At 63.2% G+C, this 19,648-nt stretch carries 14 protein-coding genes, 1 tRNA gene and 2 pseudogenes; 15 read left to right on the top strand and 2 right to left on the bottom strand.

From position 1 onward, the window contains the following. The first annotated feature begins 2,445 nt into the window (after positions 1-2,445). The 13 genes and pseudogenes from ACFSQT_RS05980 (at position 2,446) to ACFSQT_RS05920 (ending at position 16,127) form a co-directional block, all read left to right on the top strand. Positions 2,446-2,919 (top strand): P-loop domain-containing protein, encoded by a 474-nt coding sequence (locus tag ACFSQT_RS05980; protein ID WP_379017464.1) that lies wholly within the window; start codon positions 2,446-2,448, stop codon positions 2,917-2,919. Then, positions 2,880-3,035: pseudogene (locus tag ACFSQT_RS05975) on the top strand (P-loop domain-containing protein); the annotation flags it as partial. The gene ACFSQT_RS05980 and the pseudogene ACFSQT_RS05975, both read left to right, overlap by 40 nt. A 1,710-nt stretch (positions 3,036-4,745) precedes the next feature. Then, positions 4,746-5,414, top strand: a pseudogene (locus ACFSQT_RS05970) (pyridoxal phosphate-dependent decarboxylase family protein); the annotation flags it as partial. A 126-nt stretch (positions 5,415-5,540) separates the two neighbouring features. Then, positions 5,541-6,308: a DeoR/GlpR family DNA-binding transcription regulator gene (locus ACFSQT_RS05965; protein WP_379017463.1), complete on the top strand. Its 768-nt coding sequence runs from the start codon at positions 5,541-5,543 to the stop codon at positions 6,306-6,308. A gap of 126 nt (positions 6,309-6,434) precedes the next feature. Continuing rightward, a complete protein-coding gene (gene glpD / locus ACFSQT_RS05960) occupies positions 6,435-7,961 on the top strand; it encodes a glycerol-3-phosphate dehydrogenase (protein WP_379017462.1) in 1,527 nt (508 codons plus the stop codon). A 41-nt stretch (positions 7,962-8,002) separates the two neighbouring features. Then, positions 8,003-9,082 (top strand): ABC transporter ATP-binding protein, encoded by a 1,080-nt coding sequence (locus ACFSQT_RS05955; protein WP_379017461.1) that lies wholly within the window; start codon positions 8,003-8,005, stop codon positions 9,080-9,082. Between the two features lie 9 nt (positions 9,083-9,091). After that, the gene (locus tag ACFSQT_RS05950; RefSeq protein WP_379017460.1) at positions 9,092-10,159 is read left to right on the top strand and encodes an ABC transporter ATP-binding protein; all 1,068 of its coding nucleotides are present in this window, start codon (positions 9,092-9,094) and stop codon (positions 10,157-10,159) included. Next, positions 10,160-11,026: a carbohydrate ABC transporter permease gene (locus ACFSQT_RS05945; RefSeq protein WP_379017459.1), complete on the top strand. Its 867-nt coding sequence runs from the start codon at positions 10,160-10,162 to the stop codon at positions 11,024-11,026. A 1-nt stretch (position 11,027) separates the two neighbouring features. After that, on the top strand, positions 11,028-11,942 hold the full coding sequence (locus tag ACFSQT_RS05940) for a carbohydrate ABC transporter permease (RefSeq protein WP_379017458.1): 915 nt from the start codon (positions 11,028-11,030) through the stop codon (positions 11,940-11,942). A gap of 2 nt (positions 11,943-11,944) precedes the next feature. Then, positions 11,945-12,232 (top strand): DUF2160 domain-containing protein, encoded by a 288-nt coding sequence (locus ACFSQT_RS05935; protein WP_379017456.1) that lies wholly within the window; start codon positions 11,945-11,947, stop codon positions 12,230-12,232. Positions 12,233-12,311: 79 nt separating this feature from the next. Next, entirely contained in the window at positions 12,312-14,039 is a 1,728-nt protein-coding gene (locus ACFSQT_RS05930; RefSeq protein WP_379017454.1) for an ABC transporter substrate-binding protein, read from the top strand. Between the two features lie 93 nt (positions 14,040-14,132). Further along, positions 14,133-15,623: a glycerol kinase GlpK gene (glpK, locus tag ACFSQT_RS05925; RefSeq protein WP_379017453.1), complete on the top strand. Its 1,491-nt coding sequence runs from the start codon at positions 14,133-14,135 to the stop codon at positions 15,621-15,623. Between the two features lie 33 nt (positions 15,624-15,656). Next, entirely contained in the window at positions 15,657-16,127 is a 471-nt protein-coding gene (locus ACFSQT_RS05920) for a DUF6882 domain-containing protein (RefSeq protein WP_379017452.1), read from the top strand. A 96-nt stretch (positions 16,128-16,223) separates the two neighbouring features. Here the strand turns inward: ACFSQT_RS05920 and ACFSQT_RS05915 are convergent, their stop codons facing one another. Next, positions 16,224-16,715 carry a BA14K family protein gene (locus ACFSQT_RS05915; protein WP_379017451.1) on the bottom strand — a complete coding sequence of 164 codons (492 nt, stop codon included), beginning with the start codon at positions 16,713-16,715 and terminating at the stop codon, positions 16,224-16,226. A gap of 279 nt (positions 16,716-16,994) precedes the next feature. Here ACFSQT_RS05915 and ACFSQT_RS05910 point away from each other — a divergent pair. Continuing rightward, positions 16,995-17,070: transfer RNA gene (locus tag ACFSQT_RS05910), tRNA-Lys, on the top strand. Positions 17,071-17,117: 47 nt separating this feature from the next. Here ACFSQT_RS05910 and ACFSQT_RS05905 read toward each other — a convergent pair. Continuing rightward, a complete protein-coding gene (locus ACFSQT_RS05905; protein WP_379017450.1) occupies positions 17,118-17,900 on the bottom strand; it encodes a hypothetical protein in 783 nt (260 codons plus the stop codon). A gap of 209 nt (positions 17,901-18,109) precedes the next feature. Here ACFSQT_RS05905 and ACFSQT_RS05900 point away from each other — a divergent pair, with 209 nt between their 5' ends. Then, positions 18,110-19,642, top strand: coding sequence for a glycosyltransferase (locus ACFSQT_RS05900; protein WP_379017449.1), 1,533 nt, complete (start codon positions 18,110-18,112; stop codon positions 19,640-19,642). Positions 19,643-19,648: the final 6 nt, after the last annotated feature.

Below are 19,648 nucleotides of genomic sequence, written 5' to 3'. Positions count from 1 at the left end.
AGGCTCATCTCAGAGTGCGGTGGCGGCGTCGGCCAGCGTACGAGCAGTCGGTGACGGCGTCAGGGGGTGGTCGTCCCTACGAGCACTCCTACCGGCACCACAGCAACGGCGAATCCTGCGGACGAGGACGGGTCCCGCCCCCCCCCCCGGTGCTGCGACGGGGGGGGGACGGCACCGTGCACCGGGCGTCGGGTCCTCACCCGCGTCACCGTGCCGGTCGCGGTCCCAGCACGGCGCGCTGGCCACCTGGGAGGCCGCGCTGGAGGCGGTGACCGCGTTCCTTCAGGAGGACGAGCACCTGGGCCCGGCCCAGTGGGTGCCAGAACGCCGGCCTCAAGGTGCCCGACTACGTCGCCCCGGCGCGGAGTGGACCCTGCGGGTGCACGGCGCGGACCGCCCGGCGGGGCTGGAGTGCTTGGTGGAGGCGGTGGACGGCGGGGCGGCGTTCCGGACCCCGCGCCGCGCTCGCCCCCGACGACGGCGGCCGACGACGGGACGATGTCGGTGGCGGTGGAGGTGACGGGGGGGGGGGGACGATGTGTGCTGCCGCGCGGGTCCGGGTGCCGGCGGACGGGCCTGTACCGGGTGGTGCTCGACTCCGGTGACGGGGCCCCGCTGACGCAGTCGTCATAGCGGCCCGCCCACGAGCCGGCAGCCGAGGACTGAGCGCGGACCGGCCACGGGACGAGCGCGGATCGGCTACGGACCGGTTCGCGGCCGGCCCGCGAACCGGTCCGTGAACCGGGCCTGACCGGGCCTGGTGGCGCACCACGGACGGTCGCGCACCGAGCCGATGACGGGCGCGTCAGGCGGCGTCGGGCCAGGGCCGGACCTTTCGCGAATCTGCACACGCGCGCGGGACCGGACCCGCGGAAGCGGCGGGCCGCCGCACGGTGTGTCGGGATAGCGGGTTCGCGGCGAAGCGCCCCGCGCGGCCGGCCGCAGGGGTGTGAAGGGGGGGGGGGCCTGACGGGTTCGGGTGACCGCGCGGGTCACAGCGGGAACCCTCGTGGTTCGGACCGTGAAGACCGGCCGCGGCGCGGGCCCCGGCCGCGGGTCCGGGCGGTGGTCAACCCGTTTCCCGCCACGTGCTTTGATCCTGCGCACCCACCCCCGGGCACGTGATCACTCGAAGGGAAACGCAGGTCATGAACTCCACTCCGCAGGGTCGCCACGCCGAGAATCTCCCGACGCCGAGCTGGACCTGGTCGCCGGTGTTCGGACGATCGACGCCACCGCCGGTCGTTCCCGGGTCGCTGACCGCCGCCCGCCTGCGCCGGCGTCTTCACCTCCGTTCTCGCCGAGGGCGGTGGGGGTGGCGTGCACGGCCAGGCGGTGACAGCACTGAGCCGAGCTGGACACTGCGCATGGAGCGTCTGAGCAGGAGCGCTGAGCTGAGCACGGCAGGACCTGAGCAATCCGCGCAGGGGCTCCGGGGGCCCGTCGGTCGGTCGCCCCGGAAGCCCCCTGCGCGCCATCCGCCGCCCTCGGACCCCGCCTCGGCACCCGCCGCCCCGGCACCGTCCTTTCCCCGGGGGGGGGGGCCCGCCGTTTGGCAGAATCCGGCGGGACGTGCGCAGAGATGAGCGGAGAGCACCGGGACGGGACGGGGGGACGCTCACGTTGAGGCACCGGCAGGGACGGCAGGAGCGGAGGGGGGGACGCCAGGTACGGGGCCGGCGAGGCGACGCGGCCAGCGCGGCGACGCGGCGGTGTTAACGGCGACGCGGCCGCGCGCGCCCGCCGGCCCGGCTGGGGGGAGCTGGAGCGGCTGCACGGGGCGCCTTACGGGCGTTACCGGGGGCTCGTGGGCTCCTGGGAGGCTGGCCGGGGGCGTGGTGGTGCGGCTGGTGCGGGCGCAGGCGGATCCGTTCGCGCCGCCGGGCGGTGTTCGCGGTGCACGTGCCCGCGCAGCGCGCGGATTCGCCCCGCGGCGGGGACACGCCGGTACGGCGGCGGGCGCGCCGGGTTCCTGGTGCGGTCGGGCGGCGCGGAGGCGGCGCGGGGAGCGCGCGTACCGCGTGGACGCGGGCGGGCAGGAGGTGTTGCTGGCGCGCAGCTCGTGCACGGTCGCGCAGTCTGGACGGTTTTTTTTGCCTGGGGTGACGCTGCGGCTGGTGTCGCGATGCCGGGGCCGCGGGCGGCGCGGATTCGACGGGGCGGGCGGCGCGGCTGGCGTTGTTGCGAGGGGATGGAGCACATTCGCCGGCTGCGCCGCGTGCCGTACCGCTCGACGACGAAGGGGCTGCGCGTAGCTGCGGGAGTTCGGGCGACGGTGGAGGACGCCACGGTGCTGCGGGAGCGGCTGCCGGAGCTCTTAGGGCTGGTTCGGTTCGTCGCCGACGGGGCGGCTTGCTGCCGCGGCCAGCAGGTGGCGACGACGGCCCGCCGCGGGGACGGCGGGGCCGTCCGGGGCGCCGGAGGAGCTGCGGGTGACCGTGGAGCCTGCCGAAGCCGGGACGTCCCGGCTATGGGCGTCCCCGAGGGGGCGGGACCCTGATCGTCGGCGGCGGCTTCCACGTGCAAGTCGACGCTGCTGCGCGCCCTGGAGGCCGGGTTACTCAAGTCGTTTGGGACCACGTGCCGGGCGACGGGCGGGAGCGGGTCGTCGCGCACCGGGACACCTTCAAGCTGCGCGCTGAGACGGGCGGACCGGTGACCCGCCAGTCGGACGTGCAACGCCTTCGTCGGGCCCACCTGCCCCCCCCACGGCCGCCCGGACACCGCCGATATTCTCCACCGCCAACGCCCCGGCTCCACCTCCCCAGGCGGCTGGGGGGGGGTTTTTTCCGCTGTGCGAGGCCTGGAGTCGGGCGCTCCGACGTCCTGCTCATCGACGAGGACACCGCCGCGACCAAAAACTGTGATTCCGCGACGCGCGCATGCAGGCCCGGGTGGCCAAGGAGCGCGAGCCGCTGACCCCGCTCGTGGACCTGTTCCGGTCCGCTCCACCGCGACAACGGAAGGTCTCCACCTTGCTGGTCATGGGCGGCAGCGGCGACTACCTCGAATGGCCGACACCCGGTGGGTGGTGATGCATGGACGGCTACCGGCCGTACGGACGTCACCGAGCGCGCCCGCGGTGATCCCGCTCGGCCCCACGGGTCGCGGGCCGAGGCGGTCCTGCCCCGGCGTCATGCACCGGCGCCCGACCCCGCTTCGTTCGGACCCCGGCTCCCCGGGCGGACGCGGATCCGCGCTCCGCGGCACCGACCACCTCGTCTGCGGGAGCACGAGATCGACCCCCTTCGCGGCGTCGAGCAGCTCGCCGACGCCACGCACCTCAACGGTTGCGGGCCTGGCCCGAGCTGCTGGTGCGCGCGGCAACCTCGACGGGCGGCGCCACCTGCCGAGGCCATCGACCGCTGGCAAGCACGAACTGGGCACGGATTGGGCGCCGAGCCGGGCGCCGGGCCGAACGGCCCGGAACTGCTTGTCGCCGGCCCTGCTGTCCGTGCGCCCCCGACGAGGACTTCGCCGTACCCGCCGCCACGAGGGTCTCCGCCGCCCTCAACCGGCTGCGCGGGCTGCGGTACGGCGCTGAGGCGACCGGGGTGGTGGTCCGCGGGCCGCCGCGTGCGAGGACGCCGAACACGGTAAACCGCCCTCATGGGGCGAGAAGATTTCTCGTCGGCGCGTGTTCGTGGACCCGATCCGCTCGCTGCTGCGCAGCGGGTAACCCGCCCGGGGGCCGGGACGCCGAGGGGCGGCTGCTGGTACTACGCGAGCCGGCTTCCCCGTCGTGGAGGTCGCGCGACCTACTACGCCCGCCCGCCGCAGCGCAACAGCCGCTTTGGGTGGAGCGCACGCCGGCGGTTCGTTCGACGTGAACGCGTTTCGCGTCTGCTCACCGGGCACCCGGGCTGTCGCTGGGCGCGGCCGGACGGGCTGCCGGGCTGACGCCCGTGACCGCGGACGCTGGACCGAGGTGGGGCCCGGTTCGCCGCGAGGGATCGCCCGCTTGTCACCGCGTGTGGCTTCTCTTTAACTTGCTTTTCCGTTCCCTCCTTTTTTTCCTTCCCTTTTCTTTCTCTTATTCCTTGTCCCCCACCCACCTGTCCGTGTGTGCCTATTTGACGTGCACGCATGTGTTGTATCTGCTCACTCTGGTCACTAGCTCCGACTAGCTGATTCTGCAGTCTGAGTGTGATGTATTGCTTCTCAACACGCAGTTGTCATGTTCACTCTATATTATTAATTTCGGCTCCTCTTTTGCGTTCAGTGCTGTGCGCTGCACGGTCATGAACCACGCCCCATTGCCATGTGACACCAGACTGTGTCGCATATTTAACTGAGTGCTGTCCATATTAGCGTTTTGTCCAGTACACTGCACACACGCTCTCACTATTCCCCACGTATTGCCGCCCCGTGTCACACATTCGCATCACTAGCACGGCAAACAGAGCTCGAGCCGACTACAATGACTCTCTACTCCCTTCTCCCCTCACTTGTCTAGAGATTGAGCCACACTAGTCAATCACACCCTATTCGTGTAGATACTGCCAAGCTGCAGCTTTCACATGGCTACTCTTTTGCCTCACGCTCTCTCACATTGGTTTTGAGTATTACGAGAGTAACCGGGACCTTGAGGAGTGGGGAGACACCACTCATCGCGTGGACACACCACGAGAAGCGCGGAGGAAAACACGCGAGGTCGAACCGCAGACAACGACCAGGGCGAGGACGAAATCGCGAGTGGGTGGCGCGAGGATACAGACACAAGTACCTGCAGCGCGGTTCAGTGTGTGCCGAGGGTGGCGCGGCGGCATGGCCTCTATCTTCACGTCGATGCGGCCTGGGCCGGATCGGCGATGATTTGCCCCGAGTATCGCCATTTCTGGGCGGGTGTTGAAGCGGCGGATTCCGTGGTCTTCAACCCGCACAAATGGCTGGGCGCGCAGTTCGATTGCTCGATCCAGTTCCTGCGCGACCCCGAAAGCCATGTGCGGACATTGGCCATCAAGCCGGATTACCTGAAGACCCACGGCCATGACGGCATCGTCAACTATTCCGAATGGTCGGTGCCGCTCGGCAGGCGGTTCCGCGCGCTGAAATTGTGGTTCCTGCTGCGCGCCCATGGGCTGGAAAGCCTGCGCACGATGATCCGCAATCATGTCGCGTGGAGCGAGGGTCTTGCCGCGCGGCTGGCAAGGGAGCCGGATTTCGAGATCGTCAGCGAATCGATGCTGTCGCTGTTTTCGTTCCGACATGGGGCCGCAACCGGCGCCGATGCGGACGAGCACAATATGCGGCTGGTCAATGCGATCAACGATGACGGCCGCATCTATCTGACGCAGACGAGAGTCGATGGACGAGTAGCAATCCGCTTCCAGGTTGGACAGTTCGAGGCGACCGCCAGCGATGTCGATGCGGCCTTCATCGTCATCACCGAAATCGCGCGCGGCTTGGCCTGATCGGGCCAGCCGGGAGCGCGCTGGCGTTTGCCTTTGCTGTCATGTTGATTTCGTTAGCCGGCTTATGCCTTTTCTTCGGTTTCGTTTTCGACTATAGACAAGAAAAACGAAAACGGGAGCTTGCCAATGTATCTGTCGCCACGCCATGCCGAAATCATCCAGATGGCCAAGGATCATGGCCGCGTGCTGGTCGACGATCTGGCCACCCACTTCAATGTGACGCCGCAGACCATACGCAAGGATCTCAACGACCTGTGCGACCAGCGGCTGCTTTCGCGCATCCATGGCGGTGCGTTGTTCCCGTCCGGCATCGAGAACATGGAGTATGAGGCCAGGCGCAAGATCGCCGCCGACGAGAAGGAAGCGATCGGTCGAGCGGCAGCCCGACTGATCCCTGACAATGCCTCGCTGTTCATCAACATCGGCACCACGACAGAGGCGGTCAGCAAGGCATTGCTCGATCACAGCGGGCTTATGGTCATCACCAATAACATCAATGTTGCCAATAGGATGCGCATATATCCTTCGATCGAGGTGGTGATCGCCGGAGGGGTGGTGCGCGGTTCTGATGGCGGCGTGGTCGGCGAGGCGGCGGTCGATTTCATCCGGCAGTTCAAGGTCGACTATGCCGTGATCGGCGCATCGGCCATCGACCATGACGGTGCTTTGCTCGACTTCGATTTCCGCGAGGTGAAGGTGGCGCAGGCGATCATCGCCAATGCAAGGCATGTCATCCTGGTATCGGACCAGACCAAATTCGAGCGCACCGCACCGGTGCGCATCGGCCACTTGTCGCAGGTCAACACCTTCATCACCGACCGTTGCGACATCCCGTCGGTGCGCAAGATCTGCCAGGAGGCCGAGGTTCAGCTGATTGAAACATCGCTCGTCTAGATGATTTCGAACCGATGTCACACGCTCGTGATATTTCGTTTGACATTCGTTATCATTTCGAAATAATCCCGATACGGTTTCGTAAAAGGCCAAAAATGGTGCAATGCGAAATCGCTGGAGGAATTTGTGGACGCATCTCCGATCCGTGACATTTTCGTCATAGGCGGCGGCATCAATGGCTGCGGCATTGCCCGCGATGCCGTCGGGCGTGGCTTTTCCGTGTTTCTCGCCGAGATGAATGACCTCGCAAGCGGGACCTCCTCCGGCTCGACCAAATTGATCCATGGCGGCCTGCGCTACCTCGAATTCTACGAATTCCGCCTGGTGCGCGAGGCGCTGATGGAGCGCGAGGTTCTGTGGAAGAACGCGCCGCATATCATCTGGCCGATGCGCTTCGTGCTGCCCTACGCCAAGGGCCTGCGTCCGGCATGGCTGATCAGGCTCGGCCTTTTTCTGTACGACCACATTGGCGGGCGCAAATTGCTGCCGGCGACCATGACGCTGGACATGGCCAACGATCCGGCCGGCAAGCCTTTGAAGCCGCTGTTCAAAAAGGCCTTCGAATATTCGGATGGCTGGGTCAACGATGCGCGGCTGGTGGCGCTGAACGCGCGTGATGCCGCCGATCGCGGTGCAACAATCCGCACCCGCACGAAGGTGGTTGGCGCGCGACGCGAAAACGGTTTGTGGACGATCAGGATCGAGAACCTGAGGACCGGCGAGACCGAAGAGATCAAGGCAAGGCTGCTGGTCAACGCAGCCGGACCCTGGGTCGATCACGTGCTTTCCGGCGTCGTCGGCCTCAACGATGTGCACAATGTCCGCCTCGTGCAGGGCAGCCACATCGTCATCTCCAGGAAGTTCGACGATCCGCGCGCCTATTTCTTCCAGAACAAGGATGGCCGCATCATCTTCGCCATTCCCTACGAGGAAGAGTTCACGCTGATCGGGACCACCGACCAGGATTATCTCGGCGACCCGCATGACGTGAAGATCAGCGACACCGAGATCGATTACCTCTGTGCCGCGGCAAGCGAATATTTCGCGCAACCAGTCAAGCGTTCGGACATAGTCTGGACCTATTCGGCTGTCCGTCCGCTCTACGATGACGGCGCCTCCAAGGCGCAGGAAGCGACGCGCGACTACGTGCTCAAGGTCGATGGCGGCGAGGGCGCGGCGCCGATCGTCAATGCTTTCGGCGGCAAGATCACCACCTATCGCCGGCTGTCGGAATCGATGCTGGAAAAGATCGAGGGTTTTCTCGGCAAGCGCGGCAAGCCGTGGACGGCAAATGCGCCATTGCCCGGCGGAGATTTCCCGGCCACCGGTTTCGATGCGCAAGTGGCGAAGCTGAAGTCGGCCTATCCATTCCTCGACGCACGCCTGGCCCGCAGGCTGACCCGGCTTTACGGGACGCGTGCGCAGGTTCTGCTGGGCCTGGCCAAGTCGAATGCCGATCTCGGCCGCAATTTCGGCGCCGACCTCTACGAAGCCGAGATACGCTATCTCGTTGAAAACGAATGGGCCGTCACCGCCGAGGATGTGCTATGGCGCAGGACCAAGCGCGGCCTGCATCTTGGCCGCGAGCAGGTGGCGTCGCTCGATGAATTCATGCGCGGCATAAGCCGGCGACATGTCGCGGCTGCCGAATGAAGAGGGTTTGAGCTGATGCAGAAAGCCTGGGAGGAGGCGTCATGCTGGAACTGAGAAACGTCACCAAGACGGTTGGTGCGGCCGAGCATATCCGCGACGTGTCGCTGACGCTTCAGCATGGCTCGCTCAACGTGCTGCTTGGGCCCACGCTTTCCGGCAAGACAAGCCTGATGCGGCTGATGGCCGGCCTTGATGTGCCGACCTCCGGCTCGGTCTGGTTCGACGGCCAGGATGTCACCGGCGTGCCGGTGCAGAAGCGCAAGATCGCCATGGTCTACCAGCAGTTCATCAACTATCCGGCGATGACCGTCTATGAGAACATTGCCTCGCCGCTGCGGGTGGCCGGCACCGATCAGGCCAAGATCGACAAGGAAGTGCGCAATGCCGCGGCGCTTCTCAAGCTGACGCCCTATCTCGACCGCACGCCGCTCAGCCTGTCGGGCGGGCAGCAGCAGCGCACGGCCCTGGCGCGCGCCATCGTCAAGAATGCCAGCCTCGTGCTGCTCGACGAGCCGCTTGCCAATCTCGACTACAAATTGCGCGAGGAACTGCGCGCCGAGTTGCCGAAGATCTTCGCCGCCGCCGGCACCATCTTCGTCTATGCCACGACCGAGCCGCATGAAGCGCTGTTGCTCGGCGGCAATACGGCGACCCTTTCCGAAGGACGCATCACCCAGTTCGGCCCGACCATCGACGTGTTCCGCAAGCCGGCCGATCTGGTGACGGCGAGGACTTTCGCCGATCCGCCGCTCAACACCATCGTGCTGGCCAAGAAGGGCCCGGATTTCCTGCTCGAAGGCGGCGTGAAACTGCCGGTTCCGGCGCAGCTGTCCGGCATTGCCGATGCGAACTATACGATCGGCTTCCAGCCGCATCATCTGTCGCTCGAACGGCCCAATGCCTTGGCCGTGCCGGTGCGCGCAAAGGTCACGATCACCGAAATCACCGGATCGGAGAGCTTCATCCATCTCGACTTCGCCGACGTGCGCTGGGTCATGCTGACCCACGGCATCCGCCATTTCGAGCCCGACGAGGTGGTCGAGGTGTTCATTGATCCGCGCCACATCATGGTTTTCGACGAACACGGCCGCGCCGTCAGCGCGCCGAAGCTGGCGGCATAGGAGGGCGATATGGCGCGCATCGACGTCAATCATGTCAGGCATTCCTATCTGCCGAACCCGAAGACGGATGCAGATTTCGCGCTGCGGGAAGTGCATCATACGTTCGAGGACGGTGGCGCCTATGCGCTGCTCGGACCGTCCGGCTGCGGCAAGACCACGCTGCTCAACATCATTTCCGGCCTGCTTCATCCCTCGCATGGCCAGTTGCTGTTCAACGGCAGGGACGTGACCAATCTGTCGACGCAGGAGCGCAACATCGCGCAGGTGTTCCAGTTCCCGGTCATCTACGACACCATGACCGTCTACGACAATCTGGCCTTCCCGCTGCGCAACCGCGGCGTGCCGGAAGCCGACGTCGACCGCAAGGTGCGCGAAACGCTGGAGATGATCGACCTGGCCTCCTGGGCAAAGAAGAAGGCGAGGGGCCTGACCGCCGACCAGAAGCAAAAGATTTCGCTTGGCCGCGGACTGGTGCGCTCCGACGTCAACGCCATCCTGTTCGACGAGCCGCTGACCGTCATCGACCCGCACATGAAATGGGTGCTGCGCTCGCAGCTGAAGCAGCTGCATCGCCGCTTCGGCTACACCATGGTCTATGTCACCCACGACCAGACCGAGGCGCTGACCTTCGCCGACCAAGTCGTGGTGATGTATGATGGCGGCATCGTCCAGATCGGCACGCCGGCGGAACTGTTCGAACGGCCGCGCCACACTTTTGTCGGCTATTTCATCGGCTCGCCCGGCATGAACGTCATGCCAGTGGCAATCGACGGCAAGACGGCGACGCTCGGGTCGCAGCGGATCGAACTGCCGGGCGCGCCGAAGGCCGACAGCGGCGCCATCGAACTTGGCATCCGTCCCGAATATGTGCGGCTCGGCCGCGACGGCATGGCCGTTTCGATCAGCAAGGTCGAGGATGTCGGGCGCCACAAGGTGGTGCGCGCCAAGCTGGAAGGCCGCGACATCGCGGCGGTCATCGGCGAGGACGAGACCGTGCCCGCCGAACCGAAGGTGCGGTTCGATCCGGCCGGCATCAACATCTATGCCGATTCCTGGCGCGTCGAGATGGGGGCATAGATGGAAAAGACCTGGAACAACAAGGCCTGGTTCCTGGTGCTGCCGGTGCTGGTGCTGGTGGCGTTCTCGGCCGTCATTCCGCTGATGACGGTCGTCAACTATTCGGTGCAGGACACGTTCGGCAACAACGTCTTCTTCTGGGCCGGCACGGAATGGTTCGAGGAACTGCTGTCCTCCAGCCGCTTCTGGGAAGCGATGGTGCGCAACCTGATCTTCTCCTTCATCATCCTGGCGATCCAGGTGCCGCTCGGCATCTTCATCGCGCTCAACATGCCGAAGAAGGGCTGGGGCGTGCCGGTCTGCCTGGTGCTGATGGCGCTGCCGCTGCTGATCCCGTGGAACGTCGTCGGCACCATCTGGCAGGTCTTCGGGCGCAACGACATCGGCCTGCTCGGCTACTACGTGAACGCGCTCGGCATCGACTTCAATTACGTCCAGCATGCGTTCGACGCCTGGGTTATCATCATCATCATGGATGTGTGGCACTGGACCAGCCTGGTCGTGCTGCTCTGCTATGCCGGCCTGGTTTCCATTCCCGATGCCTTCTACCAGGCGGCCAAGATCGATGGCGCTTCACGCTGGGCGGTGTTCCGCTACATCCAGCTGCCGAAAATGCAGCGCGTGCTTCTGATCGCCGTGCTGCTGCGCTTCATGGACAGTTTCATGATCTACACCGAACCTTTTGTCGTCACCGGCGGCGGTCCAGGCAATTCGACGACGTTCCTGTCGATCGACCTCGTCAAGACGGCGCTCGGCCAGTTCGACCTCGGTCCGGCCGCAGCCATGTCGCTGGTCTACTTCCTTATCATCCTGTTGTTGTCGTGGGTGTTCTACACCGTGATGACCAACTACGACGCGGAGCGTTGAGATGAGCGGCGCCAACGAAAGAGCCAACAGGGTGAGCGAGACGACCGCTTCGGGAGAACTGGCCAGCACGCTGTCGCAGGATGAGGTCGCCCGGCTGATGCGGCGTCGCGGCGAGGAATCGCGCTGGTGGTGGATCGTGCCGACGATCTACATCATCTTTCTCTTGCTGCCGATCTACTGGCTCATCAATATGAGCTTCAAGACCAATGCCGAGATCGTCTCTTCGCTGACGCTCTACCCGCACGCGCCGACGCTGGCCAACTACGTCACCATCTTCACCGATGCATCCTGGTATTCGGGCTACATCAACTCGATCACCTATGTGGTGATGAACATGGTGATTTCGGTGGCCGCGGCCTTGCCGGCGGCCTACGCCTTCTCACGCTACCGCTTCCTTGGCGACAAACATCTGTTCTTCTGGCTGCTGACCAACCGCATGGCGCCGCCTGCGGTGTTCGCGCTGCCGTTCTTCCAGCTCTATTCGGCCTTCGGCCTGATCGACACCCATATCGCGGTGGCGCTGGCGCACTGCCTGTTCAACGTGCCGCTGGCGGTGTGGATCCTCGAAGGCTTCATGTCTGGCGTGCCGAAGGAAATCGACGAGACCGCCTATATCGACGGCTATTCGTTCCCGCGCTTCTTCGTCAAAATCTTCATGCCGCTGATCGCCAGCGGCATCGGCGTCGCTTGCTTCTTCTGCTTCATGTTCTCATGGGTCGAACTGCTGATCGCGCGCACGCTGACCACCACCGATGCCAAGCCGATCGCTGCCACCATGACCCGCACGGTGTCCGCCGCCGGCATGGATTGGGGCCTGCTGGCCGCCGCCGGCGTGCTGACGCTGATCCCCGGCGCGCTGGTCATCTGGTTCGTGCGCAATTATATCGCCAAGGGCTTCGCCCTGGGGAGGGTGTGACAATGAATTTCGACCTCTCCTGGATGGCATGGACGTGGCCGACGGCGGCCTTCTTCGCAACCATTCTTCTGCTGCTGTGTGGCATGGCGGTGTGGGAATATGCCTCGCCGGGCGGCAATCCGCGCGTCGGCATCCTGCGCTTCGAGACGACGCGCGGCGATCGTCTCTTCCTGTCGCTGCTTGGCAGCGCCTTTATCCATCTCGCTTGGCTGGGTCTTGTCGGACCCAACCTGTGGTGGGCTCTCGCTCTCTCCGTGGTCTACGCCGTCGGCGTGTTCCGCTACGTATAGAGGGGGAAACTGTTGGAGCGACCACGTGCCGGCGGCCGCTCCAGATCGCACTTGAAACTTGAAACAGTGGAGGAAACTAATGCGACGGCAATTTTTAACATCAACGACTGCCCTTGTTCTATTGCTCGGCATGGGCAACGCCTATGCCGGGATGGACGAAGCAAAAGCCTTTCTGGACAAGGAGATAGGGCCGCTCTCGACGCTTTCGCGCGCCGACCAGGAAGCCGAAATGCAGTGGTTCATCGACGCAGCCAAGCCGTTCGCCGGCATGGACATCAAGGTCGTCTCCGAAACCATCGCCACGCACCAATATGAATCGCAGGTGCTGGCGCCGGCCTTTACCGCCATCACCGGCATCAAGGTCACGCATGACGTCATCCAGGAAGGCGACGTCGTCGAGAAGATCCAGACCCAGATGCAGACCGGCCAGAACCTCTATGACGGCTGGGTCAACGATTCCGACCTGATCGGCACCCACTGGCGCTACCAGCAGGTGCGCAACCTGACCGACTGGATGGCGGGCGACGGCAAGGACGTCACCAACCCGAACCTCGACCTGAAGGACTTCATCGGCACCTCGTTCACGACGGCACCTGACAAGAAGCTCTATCAGCTGCCCGACCAGCAGTTCGCCAACCTCTACTGGTTCCGCTACGACTGGTTCAACGACGAGAAGAACAAGGCGGATTTCAAGGCCAAGTACGGCTACGACCTCGGCGTGCCGGTCAACTGGTCGGCCTATGAGGACATCGCCGAATTCTTCACCGGCCGCGAGATCGACGGCAAGAAGGTCTATGGCCACATGGACTACGGCAAGAAGGACCCGTCGCTCGGCTGGCGGTTCACCGACGCCTGGCTGTCGATGGCCGGCAATGGCGACAAGGGCATTCCGAACGGTCTGCCGGTCGACGAATGGGGCATCAAGGTCGACGAGAATTCGCGGCCCGTCGGCTCCTGCACGGCACGCGGCGGCGACACCAACGGCCCGGCCGCCGTCTACTCGATCCAGAAATATCTCGACTGGCTAAAGGCCTACGCCCCGGCGGAAGCCCAGGGCATGACCTTCTCTGAATCCGGACCGGTTCCGGCGCAGGGTGCGGTTGCCCAGCAGATCTTCTGGTACACCGCCTTCACCGCCTCGATGGTCGACGCCAGCGCCAAGGCGGTGCTGAACGACGACGGCACGCCGAAGTGGCGTATGGCGCCGTCGCCGCACGGCGTCTACTGGAAGGACGGCATGAAGCTCGGCTATCAGGACGTCGGTTCCTGGACGCTGATGAAGTCGACGCCGACCGACCGCGCCAAGGCCGCCTGGCTCTACGCGCAGTTCGTCACCTCGAAGACCGTGGACGTGAAGAAGAGCCATGTCGGCTTGACCTTCATCCGCGAGAGCACGATCCACGACAAGAGCTTCACCGAGCGTGCGCCGAAACTCGGCGGCTTGATCGAGTTCTATCGCTCGCCGGCTCGTGTCCAGTGGTCGCCGACAGGCACCAACGTGCCTGACTATCCGAAGCTGGCACAGCTCTGGTGGCAGGCGATCGGCGATGCGTCGTCGGGTGCCAAGACCGCGCAGGAAGCGATGGACTCGCTCTGCGGCGAGCAGGAAAAGGTCATGAGCCGCATCGAGAAGTCGGGCGTCCAGGGCGATATCGGCCCGAAGATGGCCGAAGAGCATGACCTCGCCTACTGGAACGCCGACGCGGTCAAGAAAGGCAATCTCGCGCCTCAGCTCAAGATCGAGAACGAGAAGGAAAAGCCGATCACCATCAACTACGACGAGCTGGTGAAGAGCTGGCAGAAGTAAGACTGCTCCATGCGGGCGTTCGCGCCCGCGTCACATTGGGGGAGGCGGCATGTTGCCGTCTCCCCTGTTTGTATCAAGGCGGAGGATATCTGAATGAGCGGTTTTGTGCTGGCAATCGACCAGGGAACGACATCGACCCGGGCGATCCTGTTTGACGGTGAGATGAAAGTCGCCGGCAGCGGCCAGAAGGAATTCACCCAGCGCTATCCGGCCTCCGGCTGGGTCGAGCACGACCCGGAGGAGATCTGGGCAAGCGTCGTGACGACCGTGAAGGCCGCGCTGAAGAATGCCGGCCGGGCAGCTTCGGATGTCGCCGCCATCGGCATCACCAATCAGCGCGAGACCGTCGTCATCTGGGACAGGGCGACCGGCAAGCCGATCCACAATGCCATCGTCTGGCAGGACCGGCGCACCGCGCCGCTGTGCCAGAAACTCAGGAAACAGGGCCTGGAGAAAAAGTTCACCCGCAAGACCGGCCTGCTGCTCGATCCCTATTTCTCCGGCACCAAGATCGCCTGGATGCTCGACAAGGTGAAGGGCGCGAGAAAACGCGCCGAGAAGGGCGAATTGCTGGCCGGCACCATCGACAGTTTTTTGATCTGGCGGCTGACCGGCGGCAAGGTCCACGCCACCGACGCCACAAACGCCTCGCGCACGCTGGTCTACAACATCGCGGAGAATGCCTGGGACGACGAGCTGCTGTCGATTCTCGACATCCCGGCAAAAATGCTTCCTGAGGTAAAAGACTGTGCCGATGACTATGGAATCACGGACAAAAATCTCTTTGGGGCGGAGATAAGAATCCTCGGCGTGGCCGGCGACCAGCATGCCGCGACCATTGGCCAGGCCTGCTTCGAGCCGGGCATGATGAAATCCACCTATGGCACCGGATGCTTCGCGCTGCTCAACACGGGCGGCGACCTGGTGCGCTCGAAGAACCGGCTGCTGACCACCATTGCCTACCGGCTGAACGGCAAGACCACCTATGCGCTGGAGGGCTCGATCTTCATTGCGGGTGCTGCCGTGCAATGGCTGCGCGATGGTATCAAGGTGATCGGCAAGGCCGAGCAGAGCGGCAAACTGGCGGCCGAGGCTGATCCGACGCAAAACGTCTATCTGGTGCCGGCCTTCGTCGGGCTCGGCGCACCGCATTGGGATGCCGAGGCACGCGGCGCCATTTTCGGGCTGACGCGCAATTCCGGTCCGGCGGAGTTCGCCCGCGCCGCGCTCGAAGCCGTCGCCTACCAGACGCGCGACCTGCTCGACGCCATGCGCAAGGACTGGAAGGGCGCTTCGGCCAAGACCGTACTCCGGGTCGATGGCGGCATGGTGGCGTCGGACTGGACCATGCAGCGCCTGGCCGACATCCTCGATGCGCCGGTCGATCGCCCGACCATTCTCGAGACGACCGCGCTCGGCGCCGCATGGCTGGCCGGCTCGAAGGCCGGCGTCTGGCCGGATGCCAGGAAGTTTGCGAAAAGCTGGGCGCTGGAGCGACGGTTCCAGCCGGACATGGATGCGTCAACGCGGTCCGCCAAAATCGCGGGCTGGCGCGATGCTGTGCGCAGGACGCTTAGTGTGTAATAAATCCGCATCGGATTCTTGGGACTGGGGGAAATGAAACCCTACTGGTATCCCGCTTGGCGCGAAGAGGCCATTGAGCAACTGAACGTCAAGAATGACCGTTTGGAGAGGGAATTCCACCTCGGCCACTGGTCACGCTACGACTATGACATCACGACCGGAAGACTTCTGTTTTCCGAGGACGGCGCGACCAAGGTGATCGCAGGGATCCAGATTGCCGGCTCCACCAGCGCCAAGGCAGACAACTGGCTCTGGGCCTGGGCAAATTCAAATTTACCCGACGATGTGCTCAGCGACACGAAGTTGGTTCGAACCTTCGGCGAGATGAACGGCATTGACGAACTGGCTCAGCCTTACGTGACGGATGATGAGGTGGAAGTGCTCGGCTGGGAATTGACTGCCGTAGCGGTACGAATCTGCGACGCCCTGGGTGCATACCGCCCGCCGCGTGGTGAGGGCGGTGCGCTTTTTCTTATTCTGAAGAGCGTCAACTGGGCAGGCTGATGCTGCCTTGATTAGATCAAAGAGAGGCCCGCGCCATTTCTTTCTGGCGCGGGCCTTTCAACTTACCACTGTCAGTTACTCGTACTCATCCACAAATCAATAGGGCGACCGGCATTCCTGACGCGGGCCGTAATTCGGCTGGAAGGTGTTGTCCGAAGCGCGGTAGCTGCGGTAGTGGTCATAGCACCACTGCACATGCGCGTTGCCTTCGTAGACGCGGTTGTTCTCGCTGTTGATGATCGCGCCAGTGATCAGGGCACCGGTGGCAAAGGCCGCCAGCGGGAACCAGTTGTCGCCATGGCGACGATAGCCGCGATGGTACTCGCGGTAGCCGCGATGACCATTCCAGTAGATGGCCCCGTCGTTGTTTCGGGCAAAGTTACGACGAACGCCGAAGTTACGGTTGCCATGGCGGTTGTGACGCCATTGGAAATTCCGATCACCGTTGCGGGCTTCAACGTTCAGGATATTTGATGAGGCCTCCGGCGCCTGCGGCACGAACATCTGAGCCGCGTTGGCCGGAATCGCGGCCGCGACAAACGAAACGGACAAAGTGGCCGCCAGCATACCCGACATGATCTTGTTCATGATCTTCTCCTTGAAAGGGTGGTTGACGTCCCTTGTCGTGGCAAAACGGACCAGTCAGACAATAGTTCCGGGCAAAAATATCAAGTTACTGATTTGTAATGATTCTTTGGCCCGGCGATGGCACCAGGGACGCTTCATCCGGCCTGGCCGAGCGGCGAGGCGGACGACATGGCATGGCTGGGAAAAGCTTGGCTTGCCTATGCTCTTTTTCCGGTTGACCGGTCGAGGCACTCTCCCTATGTTCCGCGCAATTTCGAGGGCGGCCTTTAGAGCCCGCGGGAGCGCGTAGCTCAGCCGGTAGAGCAACTGACTTTTAATCAGTAGGTCATGGGTTCGAATCCCATCGCGCTCACCAATGTTTCAAGATCAGCGCAGATAATGGTCGAGACCCCCTTGGCTAGACTAGGCGCTGGAAGGCAAAAGCCTGACGTTGCGCGACGCGTGATCTGGGTCGCTTTCCGACATGAGTTGTTGCGCCATCGGCTGCACATTTTCCTTGTAGGTGATGCATCTGTCGTAAATCTTCTTGGCCACGCGGTCTTTGCCAATGCGCTCCCACTCCGGCGTCCAGGTCGCATCCCAGTCAAAGTGCTGCGAGATGAGAAGTTCGCGGTCAAAGCACTGCGGATCGCGGTCCAAAATCTGGCGGGCTTCATCCGCCAGTGGCGTATAGGCGTTGACCGCAGCCATCTTTCTGGCGCGAGCAGCCGCATCCAGTTGAATTTCCACCTCGACAGCCCCCGGCACGTTGGGAACCGCGGCGGAGCAAAGCTGCTTGCGCCCCGGCCTTGTGCTTTGCAGCAGCCTGTTGAGGGCATTGCCGAATGCGTAGGCCAGATCATGCATCGGATTGTAACCATCAACCGCATCCGAGACGATTTGCACGTCCTGCATACCGGACAGATCGACACTGATTCTCGCCAGCACATCGGCAAAGACGCTGCTGTCCCTGGCCAACAGCGCTTCATACCAGGTGGTATCAGGAACATCGCCAAACACCGCGCCAGCGGTTGCACCAGCGGCTTCCACCACGTCGCGTGAATATTGGGTTCGGGCAGAATGGCGTCCGCCTGAACCATCCGTCAAAAGGTAGATTCGCGGTCTGTTGAGCTCAAGCCAGTGATGAATCCTAAGCTCATGCCCTGGATGTGCAAGAATCAACACATGTTGCAACTTTTCGGGCAAGCGACGGCTCCATCGAGGTTTCGGCATACATCGGCATTAGATTGCATCCAAGGCGGCATCAAAGAATTCCCCAACATCGAGTGGGGAACCGCCGCCGGTCATTTTGTACAAACTTGTCTGGTCAATGCCTTCAAACTAAGAACGCTGCCTAGCACCTGTTATCCACGCCGCCAATGCGGAGCGTTGCGAAACAGCTGAGGAGGCGGCATTTGCGGGTTCTCATTACCAATCTGTTCGTGTCGCACAACAGCGGTACCGAAGCCGTCGTCGAATTGCTGGCCGACGGGCTTCGCGGCGCCGGTCATCAAACCATGGTGCTGGCTCCAACCCTCGGCGACATGGCCGACAAAATGCGTAGGCGCGGACACCATGTGGTCGACCGAATTGCGGAGATCGTCGAAAAGCCCGACATAATCCATGCTCAGCATCTGACGCCCTGCCTGACCGCGCTGGCGCGGTTTCCCGATGTGCCAGCGGTGTTTTCCTGCCACAGCGCTTTCTTCGAGGTCGAAGCTCCAATGCTTCATCCGCAGATACGCCGCTGGATCGCGGTCGACGAAGCGTGCAGGGCCAAGTGCCTGTCACGCGGCGTACCGGCCGACAGATTGGACCTCATCTGCAACGCGGTCGACCTTCAACGTTTCAAGCCCCGCCCGCCGCTGCCTTCCAGACCCGCCAGAGCGCTGCTGCTGACCAAGAATTTCGAACACCAGCAGGCGGTGCGCGAAGCCTGCTTGGGAAGCGACATTCACCTGGATGAGTTGGGTCCGGCTACGGGACGCTTTTCCCATCAACTCGAAAAGGATTTGCTCGAATACGACATCGTGTTTGCAACCGCCCGCATGGCCATTGAGGCCGCCGCCGTGGGATGTTCGGTTGTTGTGTGCGACGCGCGTGGCTTTGCCGGTTTGCTCGATACGGCAAACATGGAGACGTGGCGTCAGAAGAACCTGGGTGTTGACCTTTTGACCAAGCCAACAACCGTTGCAAATCTGGAGGAAGCAATTTCACGGTTCGATGCCGACGATGCCGCGAAGGTTTCGGCCTATTTTCGTCAAGTGGCGGATGTCTCTTCCTTCGTAGAAGAGCATCTCAGGGTCTACAATCAGGCCATGCAGGCACAGACGAATGCGACTGCCGACGAGCGGGCACTGGCAACCGCGCGCTGGGTAGAGGAAATCGGGGTTTCGGTTGCGCCCCGCAGATGGGCCCAGATTGTGAAAGAGGTTCATGGATGGCAGGTTTCGCCAGACCAGACCGCGCTTGTGGAGTTGCTGCAATCAAACACAAAAACGCTGCAGAGCAATGTCGCGTCGTTGATGGAGCTTGGCGAGCAGGTCAAATCCATTGGGCCTGAAATTGCAAAAATTGGTCCGATCCTTGATGTCTCCATTGCGCTGGAGAGGGTGGCCCATGACAGCCAGGCTAGATTGCATCGACTTGAAGCGCAGCTATCGGGCCTATCAAACTCTTTCGTCGATGGCTCCGCTTCGCTCAGCAGCGTGGCCCACGATAGCCAGGCTAGATTGCATCGACTTGAAAAGCAGCTGTCGGGCCTTTCAAACTCTGTCGTCGATGGTTCCGCAGCGCTCAGCAGCACGGCCCAGGACAGCCAGGCTGCATTGCACCGGATCGACGAAGAGCTTTCGAGCCTTTCGAATTTCGTCAACGAGAGCAGACGACTCTACAACGGCATGATCCCGCTTTTCATAAGAAAACTGTTTCTTCGGGCTCGCCGGTGAGGTTGA

Source organism: Mesorhizobium calcicola (assembly GCF_042682105.1).
GTDB classification, from domain to species: Bacteria; Pseudomonadota; Alphaproteobacteria; order Rhizobiales; family Rhizobiaceae; genus Mesorhizobium; species Mesorhizobium calcicola.
The sequence above is the reverse complement of the archived record's forward strand: the minus strand, read 5'-3'. Positions and strand labels throughout refer to the sequence as shown.

Bases quoted from the DNA above. Each gene is read 5' to 3' on its own strand.
- ACFSQT_RS05965 (WP_379017463.1), top strand. From the start codon at position 5,541: ATGTATCTGTCGCCACGCCATGCCGAAATCATCCAGATGGCCAAGGAT.
- ACFSQT_RS05955 (WP_379017461.1), top strand. From the start codon at position 8,003: ATGCTGGAACTGAGAAACGTCACCAAGACGGTTGGTGCGGCCGAGCAT.
- ACFSQT_RS05950 (WP_379017460.1), top strand. From the start codon at position 9,092: ATGGCGCGCATCGACGTCAATCATGTCAGGCATTCCTATCTGCCGAAC.
- ACFSQT_RS05945 (WP_379017459.1), top strand. From the start codon at position 10,160: ATGGAAAAGACCTGGAACAACAAGGCCTGGTTCCTGGTGCTGCCGGTG.
- ACFSQT_RS05940 (WP_379017458.1), top strand. From the start codon at position 11,028: ATGAGCGGCGCCAACGAAAGAGCCAACAGGGTGAGCGAGACGACCGCT.
- ACFSQT_RS05935 (WP_379017456.1), top strand. From the start codon at position 11,945: ATGAATTTCGACCTCTCCTGGATGGCATGGACGTGGCCGACGGCGGCC.
- ACFSQT_RS05930 (WP_379017454.1), top strand. From the start codon at position 12,312: ATGCGACGGCAATTTTTAACATCAACGACTGCCCTTGTTCTATTGCTC.
- glpK (WP_379017453.1), top strand. From the start codon at position 14,133: ATGAGCGGTTTTGTGCTGGCAATCGACCAGGGAACGACATCGACCCGG.
- ACFSQT_RS05920 (WP_379017452.1), top strand. From the start codon at position 15,657: ATGAAACCCTACTGGTATCCCGCTTGGCGCGAAGAGGCCATTGAGCAA.
- ACFSQT_RS05915 (WP_379017451.1), bottom strand. From the start codon at position 16,715: ATGAACAAGATCATGTCGGGTATGCTGGCGGCCACTTTGTCCGTTTCG.